Origin of the sequence: Bacillus sp. FSL L8-0152 (assembly GCF_038006365.1) — a bacterium.
Classification (GTDB): Bacteria; Bacillota; Bacilli; order Bacillales; family Bacillaceae_G; genus Bacillus_A; species Bacillus_A cereus.
In genome coordinates this window covers 1,994,631-2,016,219 of record NZ_JBBOVB010000001.1, presented here as the reverse complement: position 1 = coordinate 2,016,219, position 21,589 = coordinate 1,994,631, and the positions used below count along the sequence as shown (strand labels likewise).

Here is a 21,589-nt window from a genome sequence, read left to right as displayed (position 1 = left end):
ACCCCTTACTTCATCAAATGGACGTTAGTGGTTTAGTGCATTTTATTCATAAATCTCCATAAACATAACACCATTGCAATTTGAATATTCACTAAAAGTACATAAGAGACAGATTTCATATTTCTTTATGCTTCGTATAATATAGCAACCGCAACGAAGGAGTGACTAAAAAATGAAACATACTTATGATTACCATGCTACAAAAAAGCATTTAGAATTAAAGAAACAAAACTTATGTAAAAAACTTAGCAATATAACACTATCTGAAAAAGAACGTGAACAGCTAAAATGTGAAATTGACAACTATGAATATATTTTAAATCTGGTCGAAATGAATCATTATGAACGCGGATTTTCTCGTTAAAAGCGGAAATAGGATTATCCGCTTTTCATTTTGAGCATTTCACTACGCATTTTTCATAAGTAAATATATAATAGGATGTACATTAAGATTGAGAGGTATATTCTATGATCAAGTTAAGTGTATTAGACCAATCACCTATTTCAGATGGTAGCACAGCAGCCCAAGCTTTTTCACATACAGTTACGCTTGCACAAGAAGTTGAAAAACTCGGATTCACACGTTTTTGGGTATCCGAACATCATAATTCCGTAAGCTTAGCTGGTTCAAGTCCAGAAATACTTATTTCTCATATTGCAGCAAAAACGGACCGTATTAGAGTCGGTTCAGGTGGTGTTATGTTACCACATTATAGCCCATATAAAGTTGCTGAGAATTTCCGTGTTCTAGAAGCACTGTATCCGAACCGCATCGATCTCGGTGTTGGTAGAGCTCCTGGTGGTATGCCAATAGCAACTCGCGCACTTCAAGAAGGGAAAATGGTCTCACTTGATCAATATCCAGAACAAATTGCAGACGTTGCAATGTACTTACATGATCAAATACCAGAAAACCATCACTATGCAAACTTAAAAGCTACTCCAGTTATCCCAACATCTCCTGAAATGTGGATGCTCGGTTCTAGCGGAGAGAGCGCTAAAATTGCTGCAAACAACGGAGCTTCTTTCGCATTTGCACAATTTATTAATGGCTTCGGAGGCCCTGAAGTTATGAGGGCTTACCAAGAACAATTTCAGCCTTCATTTTTAGGAGATAAGCCTAATTCAATCGTTGCCATCTTTGTTATATGCGGAGAAACAAATGAAGAAGCGGAAAAAATTGCTTCTAGTTTAGATTTATCAATCTTATTATTAGAGCAAGGAAAACGAACTACTGGTACACCTTCTATTGAAACTGCTCAAAATTATTCATACAGTGCTTATGATTTATTCCGTATAAAAGAAAATCGTCAACGTATGATTGTTGGTGATCCGTCTTCTGTAAAAGAAAAAATAATAAACTTAAGCAAAGCATACAATACTGACGAATTTATGATTGTCACGATTACCCATCAATTTGAACATAAATTAAAGTCTTATCGCTTACTAGCAAATGCTTTTAATTTATAACTCTAAAAAGAGATGCATCACATATGATGCATCTCTTTTTCTTACTACTTATTGTTTTTATTTCCTATATATTCAATAGCTTCTTTTAATAGCTCATCAAAGTTAATAGGATAATCATGATCTAAGTTAGGCACAACTTTATACTTATGTTCTATATTCTTATCTCTTAATAATCGTACAAATTGCTGCGTGGATTCGAAACAATCTTCATCTTGATCCCCGCATACTATATATCCTTTTATATGTTTATCCTGCAGCACTCTTAGCAACTCATCCCATTCTTCAATCTCAGGAAGCCATGGTGCCATAAAAATAAAACCATCTACATCTATATCTTTTTGTAAAATCGTATATAAAGCTACTCTTGCCCCTGCAGAAAAACCACCAATTATCACATTTTCTACTGTATGATTTTCTATAAACTTATTGTAATGCTCTTTTAATTCTTCTTTCCCTCTCTCTATATCATCCCAAACAAATCCATCTGAAAACTGAATTTGTGAAGACTGTGGTAAAGCTAACGTGTAATCTTGTGCCAAAACTGATTTCCAATATGGCTCTACTATTTGAATATTTTCTTGGTCACCATGTAATGTAAGTAGTAGTTTCCCCTCTTTCTTGCTGTATATATATTTCACATCTGGTCTTTCCTTTTTATGTGCTAATTCTTCTCTTTTTTTACATAATTGCACCATTGTATGAAATTCTTTAAATTTATGTAGTGATTTTAAATCTTCGTCGGAAATTAAATATTCATTTCCATACCAGAATCCCTTTTCTATAATGGCCTTCCTCATTAAATGTAATGCTTCTTTTTCAAGTCCTGATGCACTTGCGAGCGCATACTTAAAATTATATATTTGCGCCTCATTCCCTATTACACCTGTAGCGTTTTCCATTATATAATTGTACGCTTCAAAACTTCCTTTATTTGCATTACAACGTAACGTTTCATTTAATAATTGAATGTAAGTCATACTATTTTTCATGTACCAATTCCCCCGAAACTTTTTATAATATTTATTTTGCGAATCTTTATACCACTTTGTGAAGATTTTATATAACTCGCCCTAGCAATATCTTATTCTCCGAATGATACTTAATAGTTATCCTTCTCTGTCCAATACATTTAATATAAATATTAATAAACTGAAAAGTCAATATTTTAACAAACAAAAAAAAGACAACAATATATGTATTGTTGTTTTCATTACGTCTACCCGCTCTTTTGTTTTTTTCTATCTGGTTTACTTGAAACTAAATAATGTTTTTCTGAAATATATAAGTCTCTTTTTAAGCTACGATTTAAGTAAGGTCCTAGTTTCATTCCGCATATGAGGCGATCTTCGCTACCTTCAACAATTGGGAACATTTCTTTTTCTGTTACGTATTGATCTACTGCCTTTTGTACGACATCAATTTCTTTCACTAGGTTTAAATTTTCTGCTGTATGTTCAAATACCTCAAGCGTTTCCTTCGTTATGAGAAAATCATTTGTTGGAAATGCAGGTAAATACGGTTTTAACAAATCATAATTTACTGTATAATCTTCATTTACTAATACTGTATAAACGATATTAGCATTCGTTTCTAAAAACTGAGCCATCGCTTGTTCTAATTCATCTTTCGTAATTTCCCGCTCTTCTTTTCCAGTTCTGAAAAAGCGAAACATCGCATCGCCTCCTTTTTACTATATTATAGCATAAAAGAAAACTGAAAAATCATAAAAAAACCCATTGAAATAATTTTTCAATGGGTTTCTTTATATTTTTTATCGTTATTTTAAGAATGCACTTAGCATCCATACATGTTGTTCTAATGTTGTATGAATTGCTAACAGCATGTCAGCTGATGTTTCATCGCCAGCTTCGCCCGCAACTTCCATACCTTCTTTTAATTCTTGAATAAGTGCAGAATAATCATTCACTAATGTTTGCACCATTTCTTCTGCAGATTCTTTGCTTGTCCCTTCGCTGACACTAGATGTTGCGAGATATTCTTTCATTGTCGCTAATGGTTTACCTTCTAAAGCTAAAATACGTTCTGCTAACTCATCAATATACGTTCCAGCTTCATTATAAAACTCTTCAAATTTCTCATGTAATGTAAAGAAGTGTGGCCCTGTCACATACCAGTGATAATTATGTAATTTCACATATAACACATTCCAGTTTGCTACCTGCTTGTTTAATACTTCAACAACATTTGTTTTCGTACTCATACAATCCACTCCTCTTATCATTTTGTAATGTTTATCTTTTAATAACCTAATTACATTTTACCATACATTCCCTTTCCTTTCGAACAATCGGCTTATATGTAACAAAGTTTTAACACCTTTAATACTTCCCTAATATCATTTAATTCATGTATTTTTTCAAACACTTCATACGTCTAATTGTCCAAGCTCATACATATGCATAATAGTACATCAAGCTCATCATAGTAGAAAGAGGGATAACATGGACAATCAACAATGGCAAGTAGCAAAGAAAGTAGCTGCTACTTATATCGGAACTGTCGTTGGAGCTGGATTTGCTACTGGACGAGAAATTGTTGAATTTTTCACAGTGAATGGATTATACGGGACAATTGGCATATGTGTAAGTGGATTTTTTTTTATTTGGCTCGGCACAAAGATGATGTTACTTTCATCACAAATCGGGGCATTTTCAGCGCAAGAATTTAACAAATATTTATTTGGGGATGTATTTGGGAATGTTGTAAACACATTATTATTACTCGTTTTATTCGGTGTAACGAGCGTTATGTTATCAGGGGCTGGTGCAGTATTTGAAGAGCAACTTCGCTTACCAAGACAACTCGGTATTCTCATTACAGTTATCGCTTGTCTCATTATAAGTAGCCGCGGATTACAAGGTGTTTTTGAAGTAAATACACTTGTCGTACCTATTATGATGATTTTTATTATCGGACTTGCTATTACAACCTTTTTTCACGGTACACCTTCCATTAATAACACTATTCCTGCAGAGAGTTGGAATATGAAATGGATTACTAGCCCTATTACATATGTCGCCTTAAATCTTTCTCTCGCCCAAAGTGTTCTCGTCCCATTAGCCAGTGAAGTAAAGGATCGAAAAGCCATTTTTTTGGGTGGGATTTTAGGTGGTGCTGGACTTTCTTTAATTTTATTATGCAGCCATTTAGCAATCTTATCAGTCGATCAATTTTATCAATATAACATCCCAATGGCTGAAGTCATAAGAAGATTTAATGCAACTTTTCACTTCTTCTTCGTTCTCATTATTTTCGGTGAAGTTTTCACAACTTTAGTTGGTAATGTGTTCGGAATGACAAAACAGATGCAATCTATTACTGGGTGGAAAAATCACAATATTATTTTCTTCATTTTACTAATTAGTTATTGCTTTAGTTACATCGGTTACAGTGACTTACTTCATATTCTATATCCTATCATCGGATGGGTAAGTATTGTTATACTTCCAATCATTGCGTTTAAACAACTTCAAAAAACATAAAAAAGCATCCATGTTATTGGATGCTTTTTTATGTTCATTCACAATCATCACATACTTCCCAGTACGGTCCCATCTCTAATGCTAAATACGGCTTTAACTGCAACCGGATCATTCGACTAGGTATGCGCTCTAAAACAAATTGAATACCTTCTTCATCTTCGTCTAATTCAACTTTTGAAATCACAATTCTTTGTATAGTCGTAATGGGAATTCCATCTTTATATAAAGTGATTTTCACCTCATCGTATTCATTAAAATACAATTCGACACTCATTTGATTTTTCAGTATTTCATCAACAATTTTATATGTATCATTTTGTTCTTGGATTATATATTTCCATCCGCCTCTATCTTCTTTCGGAGCTGTTTGAAATAATGTCTCCAAATCCTCGTATAGCATAAGATAACCCCTCTCTTACTAAAAAACGATGAGTATTTTATATACCCTTTATCTCTATCACTATCCATAGCTATTGTACCATATATCACCGTTCTTACCGTATTCATTTGCTTCATAGATACTTATAAAATAACTAATTCTATCTCCATTATTATGTATATTACCTCATTACTCCATACACTCTTACAAGTTTAAATAGCGTCAGACTTTAATCCATGCAAATATTGTCTACTCTCCGCTTTTATTAGCTCACAGCATTCATACTTTTACATATAATAAGACTACCACAAATAAAAAAGGAGAGTGACTTATACCACTCCCCTTAAAAGAACTTCCCTATAGCTGCTAAAATTAATACGATTATTAAAATTGCAAATAATAATGAGACAATGAAACTAAAAATAGGTAACGCTTTCTTTTCATTCTTCTTAAATAGTAACTTTAAACTAAGAAAAATATTTACTGGTACAAGTATAAAATAAAAATATTTAACAATTTGTACCGAGCTATTCGAAAGTGTTTTTAATATAAACACTTCAATTAGAAAAACAATAAAAAATGAAATACTTAGCCAAAATGAGACGTAACTAAGCCAAGAATGTCTTTTTGTCCCCCAATACACTCCCATAATACTCTCCTTTTATTTGTATTCTATACGTTAATAATTATACACAAAGCTAACAAATACCTCTATTTTTCGACAAACATTATGTAAAATGCCATTTTAAACGTCATAAAGAAAGTCTACATCCCTATTTGATTTTACACAATAAAACAGACTACCCTCTAGTGGCATAATGCTACTAGGGGATAGTCTGTTCTCTATTAAACTTTAAATCTGTCAATTAGTCCTTGTAACTCTTCAGCCATTTGAGATAGCGTGCCCGCTGCGGATCCAATTTCCTCCATCGAAGCTAGCTGTTCTTCAGCTGAAGCCGCAACGTTTTGTGTGCTTGTCGCATTATTTTGCGCTGTCATTGCAATTTGTCCTACCGAAATAGATACTTCATTTGCCCCTTTTGACATTCCATTAGCCGTTTCAACCATCGTCTTAATTTGATTAGCTATTTCATTTGTAGATTGTAAAATTTCAGCAAAGTTTTGCTTCGTTTCATTTGCGATAACAAGTCCAGATTGAACTTCCTCATTTACATGATTCATAGATTTGACTGTCTTACCCATATCATCTTGTATTTCACATATTAATTTACTAATTTCACTAGAAGATACGCTAGACTGCTCTGCCAATTTACGCACTTCATCTGCAACAATTGCGAAACCTCTTCCATGCTCACCGGCTCTTGCGGCTTCAATCGCCGCATTTAAAGCTAGAAGGTTTGTTTGATCTGCAATATTTTGAATTACTTCTAAAATATCACCAATTTGTTTTGATTTATTATTTAGTAATTGTATAACTGCATCTGATTGTGACACAGATTCTGCAATAGACTGCATCTGGTTTACTGTTCTTCCTACTAGTTTCCCACCATCTTCTGCTTTTTCACGAGTATGTGCAGAAGCCGTATTAATAGATGATGAACTATTTGCTACATGCTGAATTCCTTCCGTTACATCAAACAGTAACATAGCGCCATTTTCTACGCTTGTTGTTTGCGTCGTTGCCCCACTTGATATTTCATCCATTGCGATTGTGATTTGCTCAGTCGCTTCACTTGCTTGCCTTACACTTGCAGTTAGCTCTTCTGATGCCGCTGCAACATGCCCAGCTGAATCGTTAATTCTTCCGATTAACGTCCGTAACGAATTCGTCATCTCATTAAATCCTTTAGCAAGTTGGCCGATTTCATCATTAGAATGAATTTCAATTGTTTGCGTTAAATCCCCTTCACTTATTTCTTTAGAGGTAACAACTAATCTCTTTAAAGGCTTCGTAATTGAAAGTGTTACAAAATAAATAAGTGCTCCACCTATTACTAATGAGATAAGCATAACAATTAACATATTATAAAATACAGGTTGAGCAGCTTCAATTACTTCACTTGAGTACATAGTCCCACCAATTTTCCAACCTGTTTTTACATTTGTAGCAAATACCATATTCTTTTCACTACCGCCATAAGAATATGAAAAAGCACCGTGATTATCTTCATAAATTTTCTTTGCCCAAGAATCAGCCGCTTTTTCCCCTGATTTTTCTTGTGGATGAGCAATTATTTTTTGCTTTCCATCTAAAATGAAGGCATATCCTTTTTTACCAATATTAATTAACTTTGATGTTTTTAATAAATTATCTAAACTTAAATCTAGCGCAACAACCCCATTTTTATCTTCTGTTTGTTTTGCGATTGTTACGACAATATGTCCATTTCCTTTTGCCTTATATGGCTCAGTAACAACAATACCACCTTGTTTTGCAACCGCATCTTTATACCAAGAACGCTCTGTTGGATCATAGTCTGTTGCCATTTGTATATTTGGTTCTTGTACAAATTTTTTATCATTTCCGGCAACATATACTTGTTCAACATCTTTATTTAAATTTATATATTGAGATAACATTTTTCTTAATTCATCCTGATTATCTCCTTGATACATATTCCCCTGAATCACCCGTGCAAAATTATTCACATCATTAAATTTTGCATCAATCATTTGATTGATTAAATTATCCAGTATTTTTATATTGTCGTTGGCACTACTCTTAATTTGCGATTCAAAATTCTTTTTGGCTGTTTGATAAGACATGCCTCCGATAATAGACACAGCCGCAATTAAAATTACAAAGAATGAAATTAATAGCTTTTTTGCTACTTTCATATCACGAAACAAATTTAATAGTTTATCCATTATGAACCTCCTAATTTTCAAATTTAAAAGTTAAATTGAGTTAATTATGAATATTTCCCAATCCCTAATTATTATTTTCATAACCTATTATGATGAATACTTTGTAAAGTTTAAACAATTAAATTCCCTTTGTCTATATATATGAATAATATTATTATAAAATTTACAAATAGAAAAAACCAAAGGGGCACCCTTTGGTTTTTACATTTTTTTATGTTGTTTAGAAAGCTTTTTCCACTTATCACGCTCTGCTCTGGCAAGGATTACATCTTGTTTTCTCATAAAATACGCCAGTTCTCTTTGTAATTTTTTATAGCTTTTCAAACGATCTATCGTAATAAGTCCGTTATCAATTGCACTATGCACCGCGCATCCTGGTTCATTCTCATGCTTACAATCACGAAAACGGCATGTTGTCGCAATTTTTTCAATATCAGAGAATGTTGTTTGAATCGCTTCGCTTCCTTCCCACAGTTGCAATTCTCTCATGCCGGGAGTATCAATTACGAGAGCGCCACTTGGCAATTGAAATAACTCTCGATGCGTTGTCGTATGCCTCCCCCTACTATCCTCTTCACGTATATCTCCCGTTTTTGCTACCTCAATTCCTATTAGCGCATTTAACAAAGTTGACTTTCCTACCCCTGATGACCCAACTAAAGCAATTGTTTTCCCTGAAGAAACGAATTGTTTCAACGAATCAATACCTGTATGCTCTAAACTATCAACAACGAAAATAGGAACACCAATTGCTATAGCTTCCGTTTCTACAATTTTCCGTTCCACATCATTACATATACTACTCTTTGTTAAAACAATAACTGGCATAGCACCGCTTTCATACGCTAATAATAAATAACGTTCCATCCTTCTAACATTAAAATCATGATTAAGTGCATTCACTAAAAATAAATAATCTACATTTGCTGCTATTACTTGTTCTTCCGTTCGAGTACCAGCCTCTTGTCTAGAAAAAGAGCTTCTTCTCGGAAAAATACGATGAATGATAGCTTTCTTTTCATTCTCTATTTTCTTTATATACACCCAATCACCAACAGCTGGATAATCTCCCTTCGTTACTGCTTCATGCCGAAACTTTCCAGACAGTTCTGCCATATATTCACCATCATTACAAATAATTCGATATATATGCTTATGCTCAAGTAAAATACGCCCTACTTCAAAGTTCTCTACAGCTTGTTCCTCAAAAAAAGAATCCCAGCCATACGATTCTAAAATATTTTGATTCAAATTGATATCCTCCCTAGTTTAAGCTAAGTGGAAGGATAGTGCGCTCACTTATATCGTTTCGCCCTTTCCATCCACCTTTGTATTTGATTTATTATTCATATAAGTTATTTTCGCCATAATACATCACCCCGTTCTTATTTTAATTACTCTCATTATATGGAATTCTCCTATAAAAAGCTACATCATTTAACGTAATTTTCAAATAACTTGTTTTTGAGCATTCTAATTTGTCCTCGGTGACTAATTTCATCTTCTAGCACATGAAACCAAAGATAGTGCTGGTTATATACTACACCGTTAGGCCACTTTCTTTCTGACATGAGCCACTCATTACCTTGTTCACTTAAATACTTCAGAGATTCTTCTCGAACACTTTGTAGAAGTTGTACATAATACTGTATTTCATGACCACAGATTGCTCTACCCGCTTCCCCTAAATACAGTGCATCTTCCCATATTTCTAATTCTTCTTTTGTAAAGTCACGATCTTGAAATGAAATAAGCTGATGAACTTTTTCAATAGCTGCTATATGCTTTAATAAGGCGCCAATTGAATTTCCGCTGCTTTGCATAATTAAATCTAATTGCTCAACTGATAAATTTTTTACTTCGCCTAATGTTACAGCTCTCGTATGCTCAAGCAGGCTTACTAATTCCCCTATTTTTTTGTATAACCATCTACACTTCTTATTCGATAATCTATATTCATATGACGCACCCCTTTCTGCATTCATATTATTGTAAAAATGATTCATATAATAGACTGAAATCTATCTAAATTTTCTGTTATAATTAATTTGAATACAAAATATACCCAAACAAACTTTCTCAATATGCTTATATGAAATATTAAAAGGAATCAATATAAAATAATCGAATCTTATTCACTAAAAGGAGTGGATTCGATGGAAATGTATCAATGGCTAACCGCTGTTCTCGTTGGTGGCATTACCGGCTTCGTTTCCCATCTAATCAATAACCAAGGTAAGTTATTGCTTCCACGCCGTTTGAAAACATTTTTTCATTTTGGATTTTTAACTGATATTTTTACTGGTAGCCTAGCCGCACTTCTTGGGCTCGTTTTATTCGATGTCACCGCAATAAAAGAAATTATAAAAGTATCCATTGTAACTGCTATTTCCGGTCAAACTTTTTTACTACATCAAGCTCTTGGTGGCGAACAGGCTAAAAATACGCAAATTGGGAAAGCTGATGAGAAGATTCAAGAAATTGACAAATTATTGCGACGTTAGTGTATACTTTCTTTTAAAATTATTGTTATAATGAGAAATAAATATTTTCTATTGCGTCGTTTGTCAGGAGAAAGGGTGTTTCGTATGACAAAAAAGAAAATAGAAGATTTCTTAACAAACTCCGAAAAAGAGGAACTGCTAGAAAACTATAAATGTTTACGAGAAGCCCGCACAAAAAGCGAAGCTAACTATTTTGGCGAAGCAGTAAACCATCTATTAAATAAAGCAAAACAACGAATTATTAAAGATGCAGGTATACATGATGAAAATGCTGCAACTGTTCAATCAAAGAGAAAAGCACTGTTTTAGCTACATTAGCTAAAACAGTGCTTTTTATTACAACATTTTTCACATTACTTTCACATCTATTTCACAATTATAAGTACTCCTATATGTTAAACTAGGTATATCCTTTTCCGAGGAGCTATATGCCGATATATAAACCCCTATCTATATAGGGGTTTTTTATTTTCCCATAATTTTATTACAAATCCTTTTCAATCATACAGCTCAACGACGAATTATTAAAAATACAGCAACTATGCAATCAAAAAGCACCTTTTTAACTTATCCTAAAAAATTGTTTTTTGATTTACTAAAACTTTATGATGCAATTCCTTTTTCATTATCTTTACTAATGTGTTCACCTTTTCTAAGCAGAAATAAAGCTACAACATATAATAACGCTGTAAAGCTACCTACTAGTATAAAATTGTGAGATGTTGCAAATAACATTCCTGCTATTACCGCACCAATCATTTGGCCAATGTACATCGAGGCGTTAGCAAGGGCAGCACCTGTTCCCCGTGCTATAGTAGACATGTTTTGTAAATGTCCCATCATTAATACAAACAAAATTCCTGTCACAAAAAATAAAACAAAGAAAAAGAATTCAACAAAAATAAGATTCTTTAAATAGGGAAGTATTACATATAACACTGCCGTAAATACAATTCCACCATAGAAAGAAAGATTGTATCCAATTTTATTTACAAGTCTAGGGCCAAAAATATTACCAGCTAAATTTCCTAATCCTAGTACAAGCATAGCCGTACCTACTTCATGAACCTGTAAGCCAAATTGAATGGAAAGCCATACACCAAAAAATGAAAATGCAGCAAAATTTCCGGTTTGAAAAACAAAGTATGCAAAATAAGAAAGTGAAACCTTTGAATCTGTAAGTAATTGTTTATAACGCTGTAAAATCACTTTTTTATTTCCATCTATATGAACCGACTGTATTTCTGGTAATACAACATAAATAAGAATAACAAGTAGTGCTGATAATATACCAATGAAATAGAATGGGATTGTATAATGTATCGTTGCTAAATAAGCTCCCAGTGGCAGCCCTAAAATTTGAGAGATTGATAACCCTGCTGTTGCAACCCCAATTGCTTTCACAATTTGCTTTTTCTCTATAAGGAGCGGAATGGATGCCCACACTTGTGGAGATACAAAAGCTGCACTTACACCTGCTAAAAATCTAAATGTTAGCATCCATAAAAAACTCGGTGCAATTCCACACAAAAACGTACTTATTGCAAAAAAACTCATACCTAGTACCATCACTTTTTTTCTGTTTAATCCATCTGATATAGGACCAGCAATAAGCGCAAATCCCGCATACCCTAAAGCATACGAACTCACCATCCATCCTGACAACTCGGTTGAAACATGATACACCTGTTGTAATGTCGGCAACAGTGGTGAAATTAAGAAAGTGTCTGTACCGATCATAAACATTATCGTGAAAAATACAGCTAGTACTCTATTCATTTAGACCTTCTCCTTATATAAACAGAGGGTACTATCCCTCTGTTTCACTAATCTTCTAAAATAGATTGGATTTCTTTCATGACTCTTTCATTCAATGAAACGTCTACCGCTTTCACACTTTCTCTTATTTGCTCTGCCCGCTTTCCACCAGGTATAACTGTATCAATTCCTTCTTTATTTAATAACCATGCTAACGCTAAATGAGACACTTCAATATCATTTTCTTTAGCTAGCCCTTTTAACTTTTCCACTTTCTTAAAATTACTCTTATATGTATTTTCTTCAAATAGATTTACATTTTGGCGCCAATCGACTTCGTTCAATTTAAAATCTTCTGTATATTTCCCACCTAATATTCCAAAAGCAAGAGGCCCATATGGAATAAATGAAATACCCGCTTCTATACAATACGGCAACAGTTCTTCCTCTGCCGTACGTTCTAACACATTGTACGGAGATTGTACAACATCTATATGACCATGTTGGTTCGCTTCTTTTAATTGTTCTATGTTTACGTTCGATATTCCAATTGAACGAATTTTCCCTTCTTCTTTTAAACGAGTAAGCTCTCCGATTGAATCTATGTAACTTGTTTCAGGATTTGTAAAATGTAAATAATATAAATCAATATAATCAGTCTGTAATCTTCTTAAGCTATTCTCCACAGCATTTCTTAAATAACTTGGTTCATTGTTAATATAAGTTTCTCCATTTAACAACGGTTGAATTCCACCTTTTGTAGCAAGTATAAACTCATGACGTTTTCCCTTTAATACTTCTCCTACTAATTCCTCTGATCTACCAAAACCATATGAATCTGCTGTATCAAAAAATGTAATCCCTTGCTGAATAGCTTCTTCTACTAATTGCTTTCCCTCTTCTTCATTCACATCAGCATATAAATTATGTCCCCCTACTGCATTTGTACCTAAACCCAACTTTGAAATATTTAGTCCTGCCTTTTGCAATTTTGTATACTTCATTTTTTCTCCCCCTATATTTCTATTGTTCGAATATATTCGAACAATAGAAATATATCACTTTATATGTTATAGTGCAAATATCTTAACTTATACAAGTAGGTGAAATATGCGTACACTCTATCATCCGAATCGAGAAGAAATTCAATTTTCTTCTGTCTTATATGCACTTAGCGATCAAATTCGTTTACAAATTGTAAATATGTTACTAGAGAAAAGTGAACAATCTTGTGGTGCTTTAAACATCCCTATTGCGAAATCAACTTTATCTCACCATTTCAAAGTTTTACGTGAGTCAGGTGTTATGTACACGCGCCTTGAAGGAACACAACGTTTCATTTCAATTCGTGAAGAAGATTTAAATGCTAGATTCCCAGGTTTGTTACAAGTTGTATTACATGCGACAAAGCCATATTAAAAAACATCTCATATTCATATGAGATGTTTTTTAATATGGCTATTCTTTTAATAAATCTATTAATCCATTCCCTTCAGATGTACGTTCGTACCCTAAAGGTACAGTTCTTTTAATAAGTTGTGCATATACTTCCGGCTCTGATAACTTTCGACCGTATTCTTTCTCACACTGTTTAATGAGCAAGGCGAGCGCCCCAGCAATATGCGGCGTCGCCATGGAAGTTCCACTTAACACAGCATATTTCCCATCTGGATACGTAGATAATATTTCATCACCTGGCGCTACTAGATCAATTTCTTGATTTGAATTACTAAAACATGCAATCTTCCGCTCTAAATTAACAGCACCAACTTCAATTACCTCAGAGTAAGCACCTGGGAAATCTAATTCCTCTGTTTCATCATCGCAATCTCCATTATTTCCAGCAGCACATACAACGAGAACATCCTGCTTTACCGCATTTTGAATTGCTTCATGTAATTCTGGAACATCTTGCGGACCACCAAGTGACATTGAAATAATTCTCACTTTCTCTTGATTCGGCCCTCTCCAATTTACAGCATAATGAATTGCCTCAATAATTTGCTCATAACTTCCAGAACCATCTCCCGCTAAAACTTTTAATACTAACATTTTAGCAAGTGGTGCAACTCCTAATACACCGACACCATTTTCAGTCGCGGCAATCGTCCCCGCTACATGAGTACCATGTCCGTTATTATCAAGATACACATTTGGATCAGCTTCATAATCTTTTGTGAAATTTCTTCCGTCGATAATACGATCTTTTAAATCTATATGATTAGTATCACACCCTGTATCTAATACGGCAACGACTACATCTTGCCCCTTCACACTCTTTTCCCATACTTGCGGAGCGTGAATCATTTGTACACCTGGTGGAATTTCATTTACTTGTTCTACCACCTTATTTACGGTAAACGGAATCAATTGTATACCTTTTTGTTTATTCACTGTACTACTCATCGTAATCCCTCCTGAAAATGTATTATTTTCATTTCAGACCACTTTTGAATACGTGTAAATGTAACATTCGTTTTATTCTTTTTGTTTTCCTTCATTTCAAATATTTCTCAACATCATTTACTAACTCTATACTACTTTTTTATTTTCCCTATGATTTGTAGGAAGTAACACCCCATGTCGTTCAACTACTAACCAAAATAAGAGAACCAATTAATGGTCCTCTTACAGTCTTTTAAAAGAATGATATGTAATTTGAAAAATAATATAAATTAAGACTAAACCTCACTCTTGTTTAAAAACTTTTCTATCTCTTTTACTAAATATTCCGCTCCCTCTATCCCAACAGTAATATTTCCATTTGCTAATGATATGTTCTGTTCTGAAACATCACCTGTGATTTGGCAAGCATTGTAAGGTTGATATTTTTGTAAAATGATTTTATCTGCTTCTACAAAAATTTCAAGCGGTGATTTGATTTGTATTCCCAATACATCGCGTAATTCTTTAGGGATAACAATTCGTCCTAATTCGTCTACTTTTCGAATAACTCCTGTTGCTTTCATATTTCTCCCCCCTTACTCTATATTAATTTTTTCACCTCGCTTTTTCCATTTTATCACTTTTTGGCAATACTTGCCTCTTTTTAGAAAATTTTGTACTCGAGTTAAAAAAACACATTTAATGCATATGTAATCTCTCTTTCAATTGTTTTACATAACGGGATCTTATAAGTAAGAAGTATACAATTTGAATACCTATGAAAATACTTAATACAACTGTATTTTCTTTAAACAATGAGTACTCAAACATTTGCCCTAACGCAGTTAAGGCTACTGCCCCATGTAATGTTGCAACACCAATTGGAACGAAGAATAAAAGCGCCAATCGAATTGTAACTACCTTCGATAATTCCCCGCTCGTCAATCCAACTTTTCGAATCATTTCGAACAAGCGAACATCATCCTCCAAATCGGAGAATAAACGGAAGTAAAGGAAACTTCCTGCGCAAACGAAAAATACTATACCAATAAAGAAACCTACAAATAAAATCGGTCCTGCAATTTGTAAACTTTGGTTTTGTTCGTACTCTTCCGCACTAAACGTTGACTGTTCTTGATACGGTTTAATTTGATGAGTAAGCTCTTTACCAATTTCAATCTCATCTTTCGTTCTTTCAGTTTTATACATATAATCTTTTGTCTCTATAAATCCATCTTGTAATGAATCATATTGATTATTAGAGATTACATAAACATTTCCTCTTAATATTTTCCCCAATGAAGATGAAGTAACTTTTTTCACCTTTAAACTTTCATTCATATTGGGTAAAGTAATTTCTTTTCTTTCTTTCATCGCTGGCCCTGGTATATCAGCTGACAAAAATACAATCTCTTTATTGGCTACAGTATTAAATGGTTCTCCTGTTAACTTTGCATATTCCTTATAATCTGATTCTTTTATAAAAGTGGCGCTTCTTAACGACTGTTCCTCCGTTTTCTTTGTCGAAATATTAGTTTTTAAAGCTGCTATATTATGTTTCTTTAATCCTTTGTCAATCATTTGTATATGTTGTGATTCGTTACTATTCCCTTGCTTAGAATGGTAATGAAACGCAATTGGTCTCTCCATTATCCCTTTCGTCATGGATGCGAAGCCGACTAATGTCCCTATTGCGGAAAATGCTACAGTAGAAATAATGGTTACAATAAAGAACATTCTTGCGTTATCTCTCATGCGATACGCTAAATCTGATAACGTAATAATATTAGTCTGTGTCCAATAGAAACGTTTACTTTTTTTACATAATCGAATAATAAAGACACTCAGCTGCTTGTACAACAAATACGTCCCAATAATAACTACCGTTGTAACAGGAATCATCATAATAAATACCATTGCGCCATGCGATAGAAGAGCTCCTACATAGCCAGCACTAAGCAATACTACTGCTAATATTGAAGAAATGATTGATGCTTTCGGTTCCGGTTTTGCCTCTGCTGACCCTCTAAACAACTTCATAATTTTATTTTTACGAATCATTCCTGCACTAAACAATGATATGATCATAAATAATATGAAAAACATAATACTTGTTACAACAATTGCTTTCATCGGTATGTAATAGGATAAGGATATATCTAGTTTTAATATCATCGGGGCGACAAATAATAATACCCCTGAAAATAACATACCTGAAAGAATACCAAAAATAATTGCCCCTATTCCAATCATAATATTTTCAAAAAAGATAAGACGCTTTAATTGATATTTCGTCATACCTAGCATCATTAAAATTCCTAGCTCACGCTTTCTCGTTTTTAAAAACATTCCCATCGAATATAAAATAAAGAAGAATGTAAATAAGTAAATAATAGACTGTGCAAAAGACATACTTACGAATACGTACTGACCCAATTCTCCTGCACTTAATGCCGGATGAAACGCAAAAAATGAATACACAAAAAAGGCCATAATAGCAAATGCACTACTCAAAAAATAGGCTGAGTATGTCCGTCTATTTCGCGTTACATTCCGATATGCGAGTTCTCTAATGTTCATATTACTTCTCCGCCCTTCTTTCTACTAACTATGTTTTTATATTAGTAAAGTACGGAAATACCTTCCATCGATTCAAATGACAAAAACCTTACAGTTTTGAAAGGTTTAAAAAAATTGCTTATACGTAGTACTTTATTTATAATGACTACATTCATATTCATACACACATCCTATTGTATATTCGTTAGTTTTGCGAAATAATAAAGGATAGAAGTATGTACCATTATACATATAAACTTATTTACCGCTTTAATATGAATAGGAGGAAAACATAATGACATTACAAGAACAGATTATGAAAGCATTACATGTTCAGCCTGTAATTGATCCAAAAGTTGAAATTCGTAAACGAGTTGATTTCTTAAAAGATTATGTAAAAAAAACAGGCGCAAAAGGATTTGTACTTGGTATTAGCGGCGGCCAAGACTCTACTTTAGCAGGACGCTTAGCACAACTTGCAGTTGAAGAAATTCGTAACGAAGGTGGTAATGTAACGTTTATCGCCGTACGTCTTCCTTATAAAGTACAAAAAGATGAAGATGATGCACAATTAGCATTACAATTCATTCAAGCAGATCAATCTGTTGCATTTGATATTGCTTCAACTGTTGATGCTTTTTCAAATCAATATGAAAACTTATTGGGTGAATCATTAACAGATTTCAATAAAGGTAACGTGAAAGCACGTATCCGTATGGTTACTCAATATGCAATTGGTGGACAAAAAGGGCTACTTGTTATCGGAACAGATCACGCTGCAGAAGCTGTAACAGGGTTCTTTACAAAATTCGGAGATGGTGGTGCAGATTTATTACCATTAACGGGATTAACGAAGCGCCAAGGACGTGCATTATTACAAGAGTTAGGTGCAGACGAGCGACTTTACTTAAAAATGCCAACAGCTGATTTATTAGATGAAAAACCAGGTCAAGCTGACGAAACAGAGTTAGGTATTACTTATGATCAATTAGATGATTATTTAGAAGGTAAAGCAGTTCCAGCTGACGTTGCAGAGAAAATTGAAAAACGTTACACAGTGAGTGAGCATAAAAGACAAGTACCAGCGTCAATGTTTGATGATTGGTGGAAATAAAACATAAAAAAGAAGCTAATCTCATTTAGCTTCTTTTTTATATGTTAACGATATACCCCTACTCTTTTCTCCAATAAATCTTGCAGGCAATCTTCATGCTGTTTACAAAATAACGGTGGCATGTCGTCTAACGGGAAAAACTTCAAATCCAACGTTTCATCACCATCTACTTTTTTGTCGCCCCCAACTATTGAGCATGAAAAACACATCACAATTGACTGTGCCTTGTCTCCATTTGGATATGATTGAAAATATTTTGTATACACTCCAATAAGCTCATTTATTTCTACATCATACCCGGTTTCTTCTTTTATTTCTCGGATTGCAGTTTCCGCAGCCGATTCTCCTATCTCCATTGCGCCACCTGGAAAGCCCCAAGCGTTAAAGTCTCCTCTTTTTTGCAGTAATACTTCTCCTTCTTTATTAAATACACAACCACCGGCAAAGTTTAAGAAAACATAATCATGCCCTACTTTTTCACGTAATTCTTTTATATAATTCGCCATTCTCTTCCCCTTTTCATACTTCTTCTATCGCTATTTCTTATCTTTTTCAAGCAATTCAATAATTCGATCTAGCTTCTGGTTCATATTAATCACGTGGTGTTTCTTTGCAACGCTGCTTTGTAATACTCTTCTAATAAACAAAGTAAATGATATGAAAAACAAAACGATAAGTCCGATTACTAAACAAGTATATATCAATGTAAAAATATTACTTTCGAACAAGTTCATTCAGCATTCACATCCTCTCCTTTTTATTTTATCACATAATTCCTAATATTTTAAAGTGATCAACAAATATAAAAAGAGCATCTTTTACAGATGCTCTTTCTCATTGCTTAATACGTAAATGTAATTGTCGCCAATGAATAACCCGCCAGTGCACTATAAGGTGCTACTTGATAAGACACACGCTTTGCACCTTTTGGCCAATTTATTTCATTTAATACTTTCTTTATATCTTGCATCGTTCCATCCATGGACTGCTTATATCGTACTTCTACTTTTTCTGGTTTGGCTGCAAACTGTTGCTGCAACTTTTGCTTAAATTCATTATAATTTTCTGCTCCGTATTCTGCAGATAAGTATTGTAAATTTGTTTCTTTTAACATCTGCTCATATACAATAGTTTTTGAGCTACCAGCTTTTATTTTATTTGTTAATTCACCAAAATAACTTGTAGTTGCCGCTGGATATTTGCTACGATCCCATTCATGATCTTTACTTAACTGTTCGTCAGACATATTAAAATATGAGTAAGTTACACGCCCTGCTTTATCTGGTACTGGATCATCAAATGTAGTATCTAGGTGATACCATTTGTTTTCAATGTTCACTAAATTCCACGCGTGAGCTTGTCCATTTCCTGTGCCTGTTACAATATGATTTTGAATACCTGCCTCTTTTAACAACTCATACGTTAATAATGTATATCCTTGGCAAACGGCAGAACGATTCGCTAATGCTTCATATGCTGTATACGCTTGATAAGACGTATCATAAGACACATGCTTCACAACGTAATCGTGAATAGCTTTTACTTTCTCATGCTCATCCATTCCTGGTTTTACAATTGATCCAACAATTGATTTTGCCTGAGCTTTTACATATTGAGTTTGTTCTTTTGATTCACGGTATTTTACTTGCAGTGTAAACGTATAGTCCCCTGGCATTCCTTTAATAGAATATCTAGTAGACGCTACATTATATTTTACATACTCATCAGCATCTACAATTTTATTAAACTCACCATACAATTGATCCATAATATTTCTAGCATTTCTATCTTTTGTTTTATATGTGATTGTAATATTTTCTTCTCGATTATCAATCTGTTTTTTTAATTCTTTTCTGAAATCATCTAATAACTTTACATCTGATTGTGCTGTCACCGTAGTCGGATTTGTAGCTGCATAAGATACAGATGACGCTTGTAAGCCTCCCATTACTATAGTTGAACAAAGTGCGGCAGCTGTCACATACTTACTTGTCTTTCCCATCTTGTCACTCCTTATATTCTATAACTATACGAAAAAGTATCGTATAGTTTCAGAGTATACAATACTTTTTCGTATAGGTCATATGAGATTATGCATATTAACTAATTCACATAAAAAGGTTGTTCTTTTTAAAAGAACAACCTTTTTTCATTAGCATGTTTGTAATACACAGCATGTATTTTCAAAACGTTGATTTTTCAAATCTTCATTACTAATACAGAAATATAGCATCCCTAGTTCTCCCCAAACCATATTACAATTTTTATGATCTGAATCAATTTGGAATAAAAGAGTCATTTGCTGCGGGTCTACTCCCATATATTCTCCTGTCTCATATAACACTTCTTCTTGTACAGAGAATGGCTCACCAAACATTTGATGGTTATCGTAGTTATCTGGAATTAGCTCTTCAAGTAATTGCAAGAAACGATCTGAATCAGCCTCATCTTCAATGAAAAGTTCTGGTAATTTGTATGTCAGTTCAAAAGTAATTGCACACTGGTTATATTTCGCTTGTATTTCATTTTCTCTTCGTAATTGCTCTACAGGAACATCATAATAAAGTACACGCCCAGCTTCTGTTAGATTCACATTTTCTTCAAAATAATTTTCAATACAAAAGAAATACAGCATCCCCGTCTTAGGAAGATTGTGATCCATACCAACGTTTTGTAAATCACTTAAGTTAAATTGTGCGATAAATTGTAGTGGATTTCCCTTATACTTTGGATATTCAAATAAAGCTGGTAAATCAGGAACTCCTCCCATTTTCGAACTACCTATCGCAACAGTTTCCTGCTGCTTTGGCACAACTTTTATACAAGGAAATACAGTATTAATAAGTTCTTCTTTCAAGTGTGTTAGTTCATATTTATCAATTAACACTTCAATTTTTTTATTCATAAATTCTCCTTACATTTACATACTTATTTATATCATAGTACAAAGATTATACTTCATTCTTTACAAAATCAACAAGCCTCAAAAAAACGGGCTCATCCTTCGTACGCGAACAAGTTTAAAAAAGCATACTATACATTGTTCCTACAAACACGATAATTCTTTAGTTCTTCCAGTACATTTTCC

23 protein-coding genes and 2 pseudogenes are annotated in these 21,589 nt (G+C 33.6%); 7 read left to right on the top strand and 18 right to left on the bottom strand.

The features are described from left to right. The first annotated feature begins 172 nt into the window (after positions 1–172). Both MHH27_RS10260 and MHH27_RS10255 read left to right on the top strand, forming a co-directional pair. Entirely contained in the window at positions 173–364 is a 192-nt protein-coding gene (locus MHH27_RS10260) for a DUF3896 domain-containing protein (RefSeq protein ID WP_000683362.1), read from the top strand. A 104-nt stretch (positions 365–468) separates the two neighbouring features. Further along, positions 469–1,470, top strand: coding sequence for an LLM class flavin-dependent oxidoreductase (locus MHH27_RS10255; protein ID WP_000594038.1), 1,002 nt, complete (start codon positions 469–471; stop codon positions 1,468–1,470). Positions 1,471–1,514: 44 nt separating this feature from the next. Here the strand turns inward: MHH27_RS10255 and MHH27_RS10250 are convergent, their stop codons facing one another. From MHH27_RS10250 to MHH27_RS10240, 3 genes are all read right to left on the bottom strand, one after another. Then, a complete protein-coding gene (locus tag MHH27_RS10250) occupies positions 1,515–2,459 on the bottom strand; it encodes an alpha/beta hydrolase (protein ID WP_340942419.1) in 945 nt (314 codons plus the stop codon). Between the two features lie 227 nt (positions 2,460–2,686). Next, positions 2,687–3,142 carry a DUF3939 domain-containing protein gene (locus MHH27_RS10245; protein ID WP_000488209.1) on the bottom strand — a complete coding sequence of 152 codons (456 nt, stop codon included), beginning with the start codon at positions 3,140–3,142 and terminating at the stop codon, positions 2,687–2,689. 105 nt (positions 3,143–3,247) lie between these two features. After that, a complete protein-coding gene (locus tag MHH27_RS10240) occupies positions 3,248–3,691 on the bottom strand; it encodes a Dps family protein (protein ID WP_000105199.1) in 444 nt (147 codons plus the stop codon). 241 nt (positions 3,692–3,932) lie between these two features. Between MHH27_RS10240 and MHH27_RS10235 the strand changes: the two genes are divergently transcribed. Further along, complete coding sequence (locus MHH27_RS10235) at positions 3,933–4,973, top strand: YkvI family membrane protein (RefSeq protein ID WP_097912479.1); 1,041 nt, start codon at positions 3,933–3,935, stop codon at positions 4,971–4,973. 34 nt (positions 4,974–5,007) lie between these two features. Here MHH27_RS10235 and MHH27_RS10230 read toward each other — a convergent pair whose 3' ends face one another. The 6 genes and pseudogenes from MHH27_RS10230 to MHH27_RS10210 form a co-directional block, all read right to left on the bottom strand. Next, positions 5,008–5,373 carry a DUF3979 family protein gene (locus tag MHH27_RS10230; RefSeq protein ID WP_098235582.1) on the bottom strand — a complete coding sequence of 122 codons (366 nt, stop codon included), beginning with the start codon at positions 5,371–5,373 and terminating at the stop codon, positions 5,008–5,010. Positions 5,374–5,695: 322 nt separating this feature from the next. Next, positions 5,696–6,001, bottom strand: coding sequence for a hypothetical protein (locus MHH27_RS10225; RefSeq protein WP_065211650.1), 306 nt, complete (start codon positions 5,999–6,001; stop codon positions 5,696–5,698). 197 nt (positions 6,002–6,198) lie between these two features. Next, positions 6,199–7,017, bottom strand: coding sequence for a methyl-accepting chemotaxis protein (locus tag MHH27_RS32005; protein WP_406741423.1), 819 nt, complete (start codon positions 7,015–7,017; stop codon positions 6,199–6,201). Positions 7,018–7,140: 123 nt separating this feature from the next. Beyond that, positions 7,141–8,079: pseudogene (locus tag MHH27_RS32000) on the bottom strand (HAMP domain-containing protein); the annotation flags it as partial. A gap of 303 nt (positions 8,080–8,382) precedes the next feature. Next, positions 8,383–9,432, bottom strand: a complete 1,050-nt coding sequence (gene rsgA, locus MHH27_RS10215) for a ribosome small subunit-dependent GTPase A (RefSeq protein ID WP_340942414.1) — start codon at positions 9,430–9,432, stop codon at positions 8,383–8,385. 182 nt (positions 9,433–9,614) lie between these two features. Next, positions 9,615–10,141: pseudogene (locus tag MHH27_RS10210) on the bottom strand (DinB family protein). A 196-nt stretch (positions 10,142–10,337) separates the two neighbouring features. On the opposite strand from MHH27_RS10210, the gene MHH27_RS10205 reads away from it, so the two are divergent. Both MHH27_RS10205 and MHH27_RS10200 read left to right on the top strand, forming a co-directional pair. After that, positions 10,338–10,685, top strand: coding sequence for a DUF4257 domain-containing protein (locus tag MHH27_RS10205; protein ID WP_000426317.1), 348 nt, complete (start codon positions 10,338–10,340; stop codon positions 10,683–10,685). A gap of 84 nt (positions 10,686–10,769) precedes the next feature. Further along, a complete protein-coding gene (locus tag MHH27_RS10200; RefSeq protein ID WP_000162602.1) occupies positions 10,770–10,994 on the top strand; it encodes a hypothetical protein in 225 nt (74 codons plus the stop codon). Between the two features lie 294 nt (positions 10,995–11,288). Here MHH27_RS10200 and MHH27_RS10195 read toward each other — a convergent pair whose 3' ends face one another. Then, positions 11,289–12,464: an MFS transporter gene (locus MHH27_RS10195; RefSeq protein ID WP_097821626.1), complete on the bottom strand. Its 1,176-nt coding sequence runs from the start codon at positions 12,462–12,464 to the stop codon at positions 11,289–11,291. 47 nt (positions 12,465–12,511) lie between these two features. Beyond that, entirely contained in the window at positions 12,512–13,447 is a 936-nt protein-coding gene (locus tag MHH27_RS10190) for an aldo/keto reductase (RefSeq protein ID WP_097821625.1), read from the bottom strand. A 106-nt stretch (positions 13,448–13,553) separates the two neighbouring features. Here MHH27_RS10190 and MHH27_RS10185 point away from each other — a divergent pair, with 106 nt between their 5' ends. Further along, positions 13,554–13,862 carry an ArsR/SmtB family transcription factor gene (locus tag MHH27_RS10185; protein WP_053564708.1) on the top strand — a complete coding sequence of 103 codons (309 nt, stop codon included), beginning with the start codon at positions 13,554–13,556 and terminating at the stop codon, positions 13,860–13,862. Positions 13,863–13,901: 39 nt separating this feature from the next. Here MHH27_RS10185 and MHH27_RS10180 read toward each other — a convergent pair whose 3' ends face one another. The 3 genes from MHH27_RS10180 to MHH27_RS10170 all read right to left on the bottom strand — a co-directional run bounded on the left by MHH27_RS10180 (position 13,902) and on the right by MHH27_RS10170 (position 17,408). Further along, a complete protein-coding gene (locus MHH27_RS10180; RefSeq protein ID WP_000099763.1) occupies positions 13,902–14,849 on the bottom strand; it encodes a S8 family peptidase in 948 nt (315 codons plus the stop codon). Positions 14,850–15,124: 275 nt separating this feature from the next. Continuing rightward, positions 15,125–15,412 (bottom strand): AbrB/MazE/SpoVT family DNA-binding domain-containing protein, encoded by a 288-nt coding sequence (locus MHH27_RS10175; protein ID WP_000648324.1) that lies wholly within the window; start codon positions 15,410–15,412, stop codon positions 15,125–15,127. Between the two features lie 115 nt (positions 15,413–15,527). Further along, the gene (locus tag MHH27_RS10170) at positions 15,528–17,408 is read right to left on the bottom strand and encodes an FtsX-like permease family protein (RefSeq protein WP_097821623.1); all 1,881 of its coding nucleotides are present in this window, start codon (positions 17,406–17,408) and stop codon (positions 15,528–15,530) included. A gap of 274 nt (positions 17,409–17,682) precedes the next feature. Here MHH27_RS10170 and nadE point away from each other — a divergent pair, with 274 nt between their 5' ends. After that, positions 17,683–18,501, top strand: a complete 819-nt coding sequence (nadE, locus tag MHH27_RS10165; RefSeq protein WP_000174904.1) for an ammonia-dependent NAD(+) synthetase — start codon at positions 17,683–17,685, stop codon at positions 18,499–18,501. A gap of 44 nt (positions 18,502–18,545) precedes the next feature. Here the strand turns inward: nadE and MHH27_RS10160 are convergent, their stop codons facing one another. From MHH27_RS10160 to MHH27_RS10145, 4 genes are all read right to left on the bottom strand, one after another. Further along, positions 18,546–19,007: an NUDIX hydrolase gene (locus MHH27_RS10160; RefSeq protein WP_000024996.1), complete on the bottom strand. Its 462-nt coding sequence runs from the start codon at positions 19,005–19,007 to the stop codon at positions 18,546–18,548. 30 nt (positions 19,008–19,037) lie between these two features. Then, a complete protein-coding gene (locus MHH27_RS10155; RefSeq protein WP_001048104.1) occupies positions 19,038–19,235 on the bottom strand; it encodes a DUF4083 domain-containing protein in 198 nt (65 codons plus the stop codon). A 107-nt stretch (positions 19,236–19,342) separates the two neighbouring features. Beyond that, a complete protein-coding gene (locus MHH27_RS10150) occupies positions 19,343–20,503 on the bottom strand; it encodes a transglutaminase domain-containing protein (protein WP_097821621.1) in 1,161 nt (386 codons plus the stop codon). Between the two features lie 150 nt (positions 20,504–20,653). Further along, positions 20,654–21,406: a YwqG family protein gene (locus tag MHH27_RS10145; protein ID WP_090976248.1), complete on the bottom strand. Its 753-nt coding sequence runs from the start codon at positions 21,404–21,406 to the stop codon at positions 20,654–20,656. Positions 21,407–21,589 lie beyond the last annotated feature (183 nt).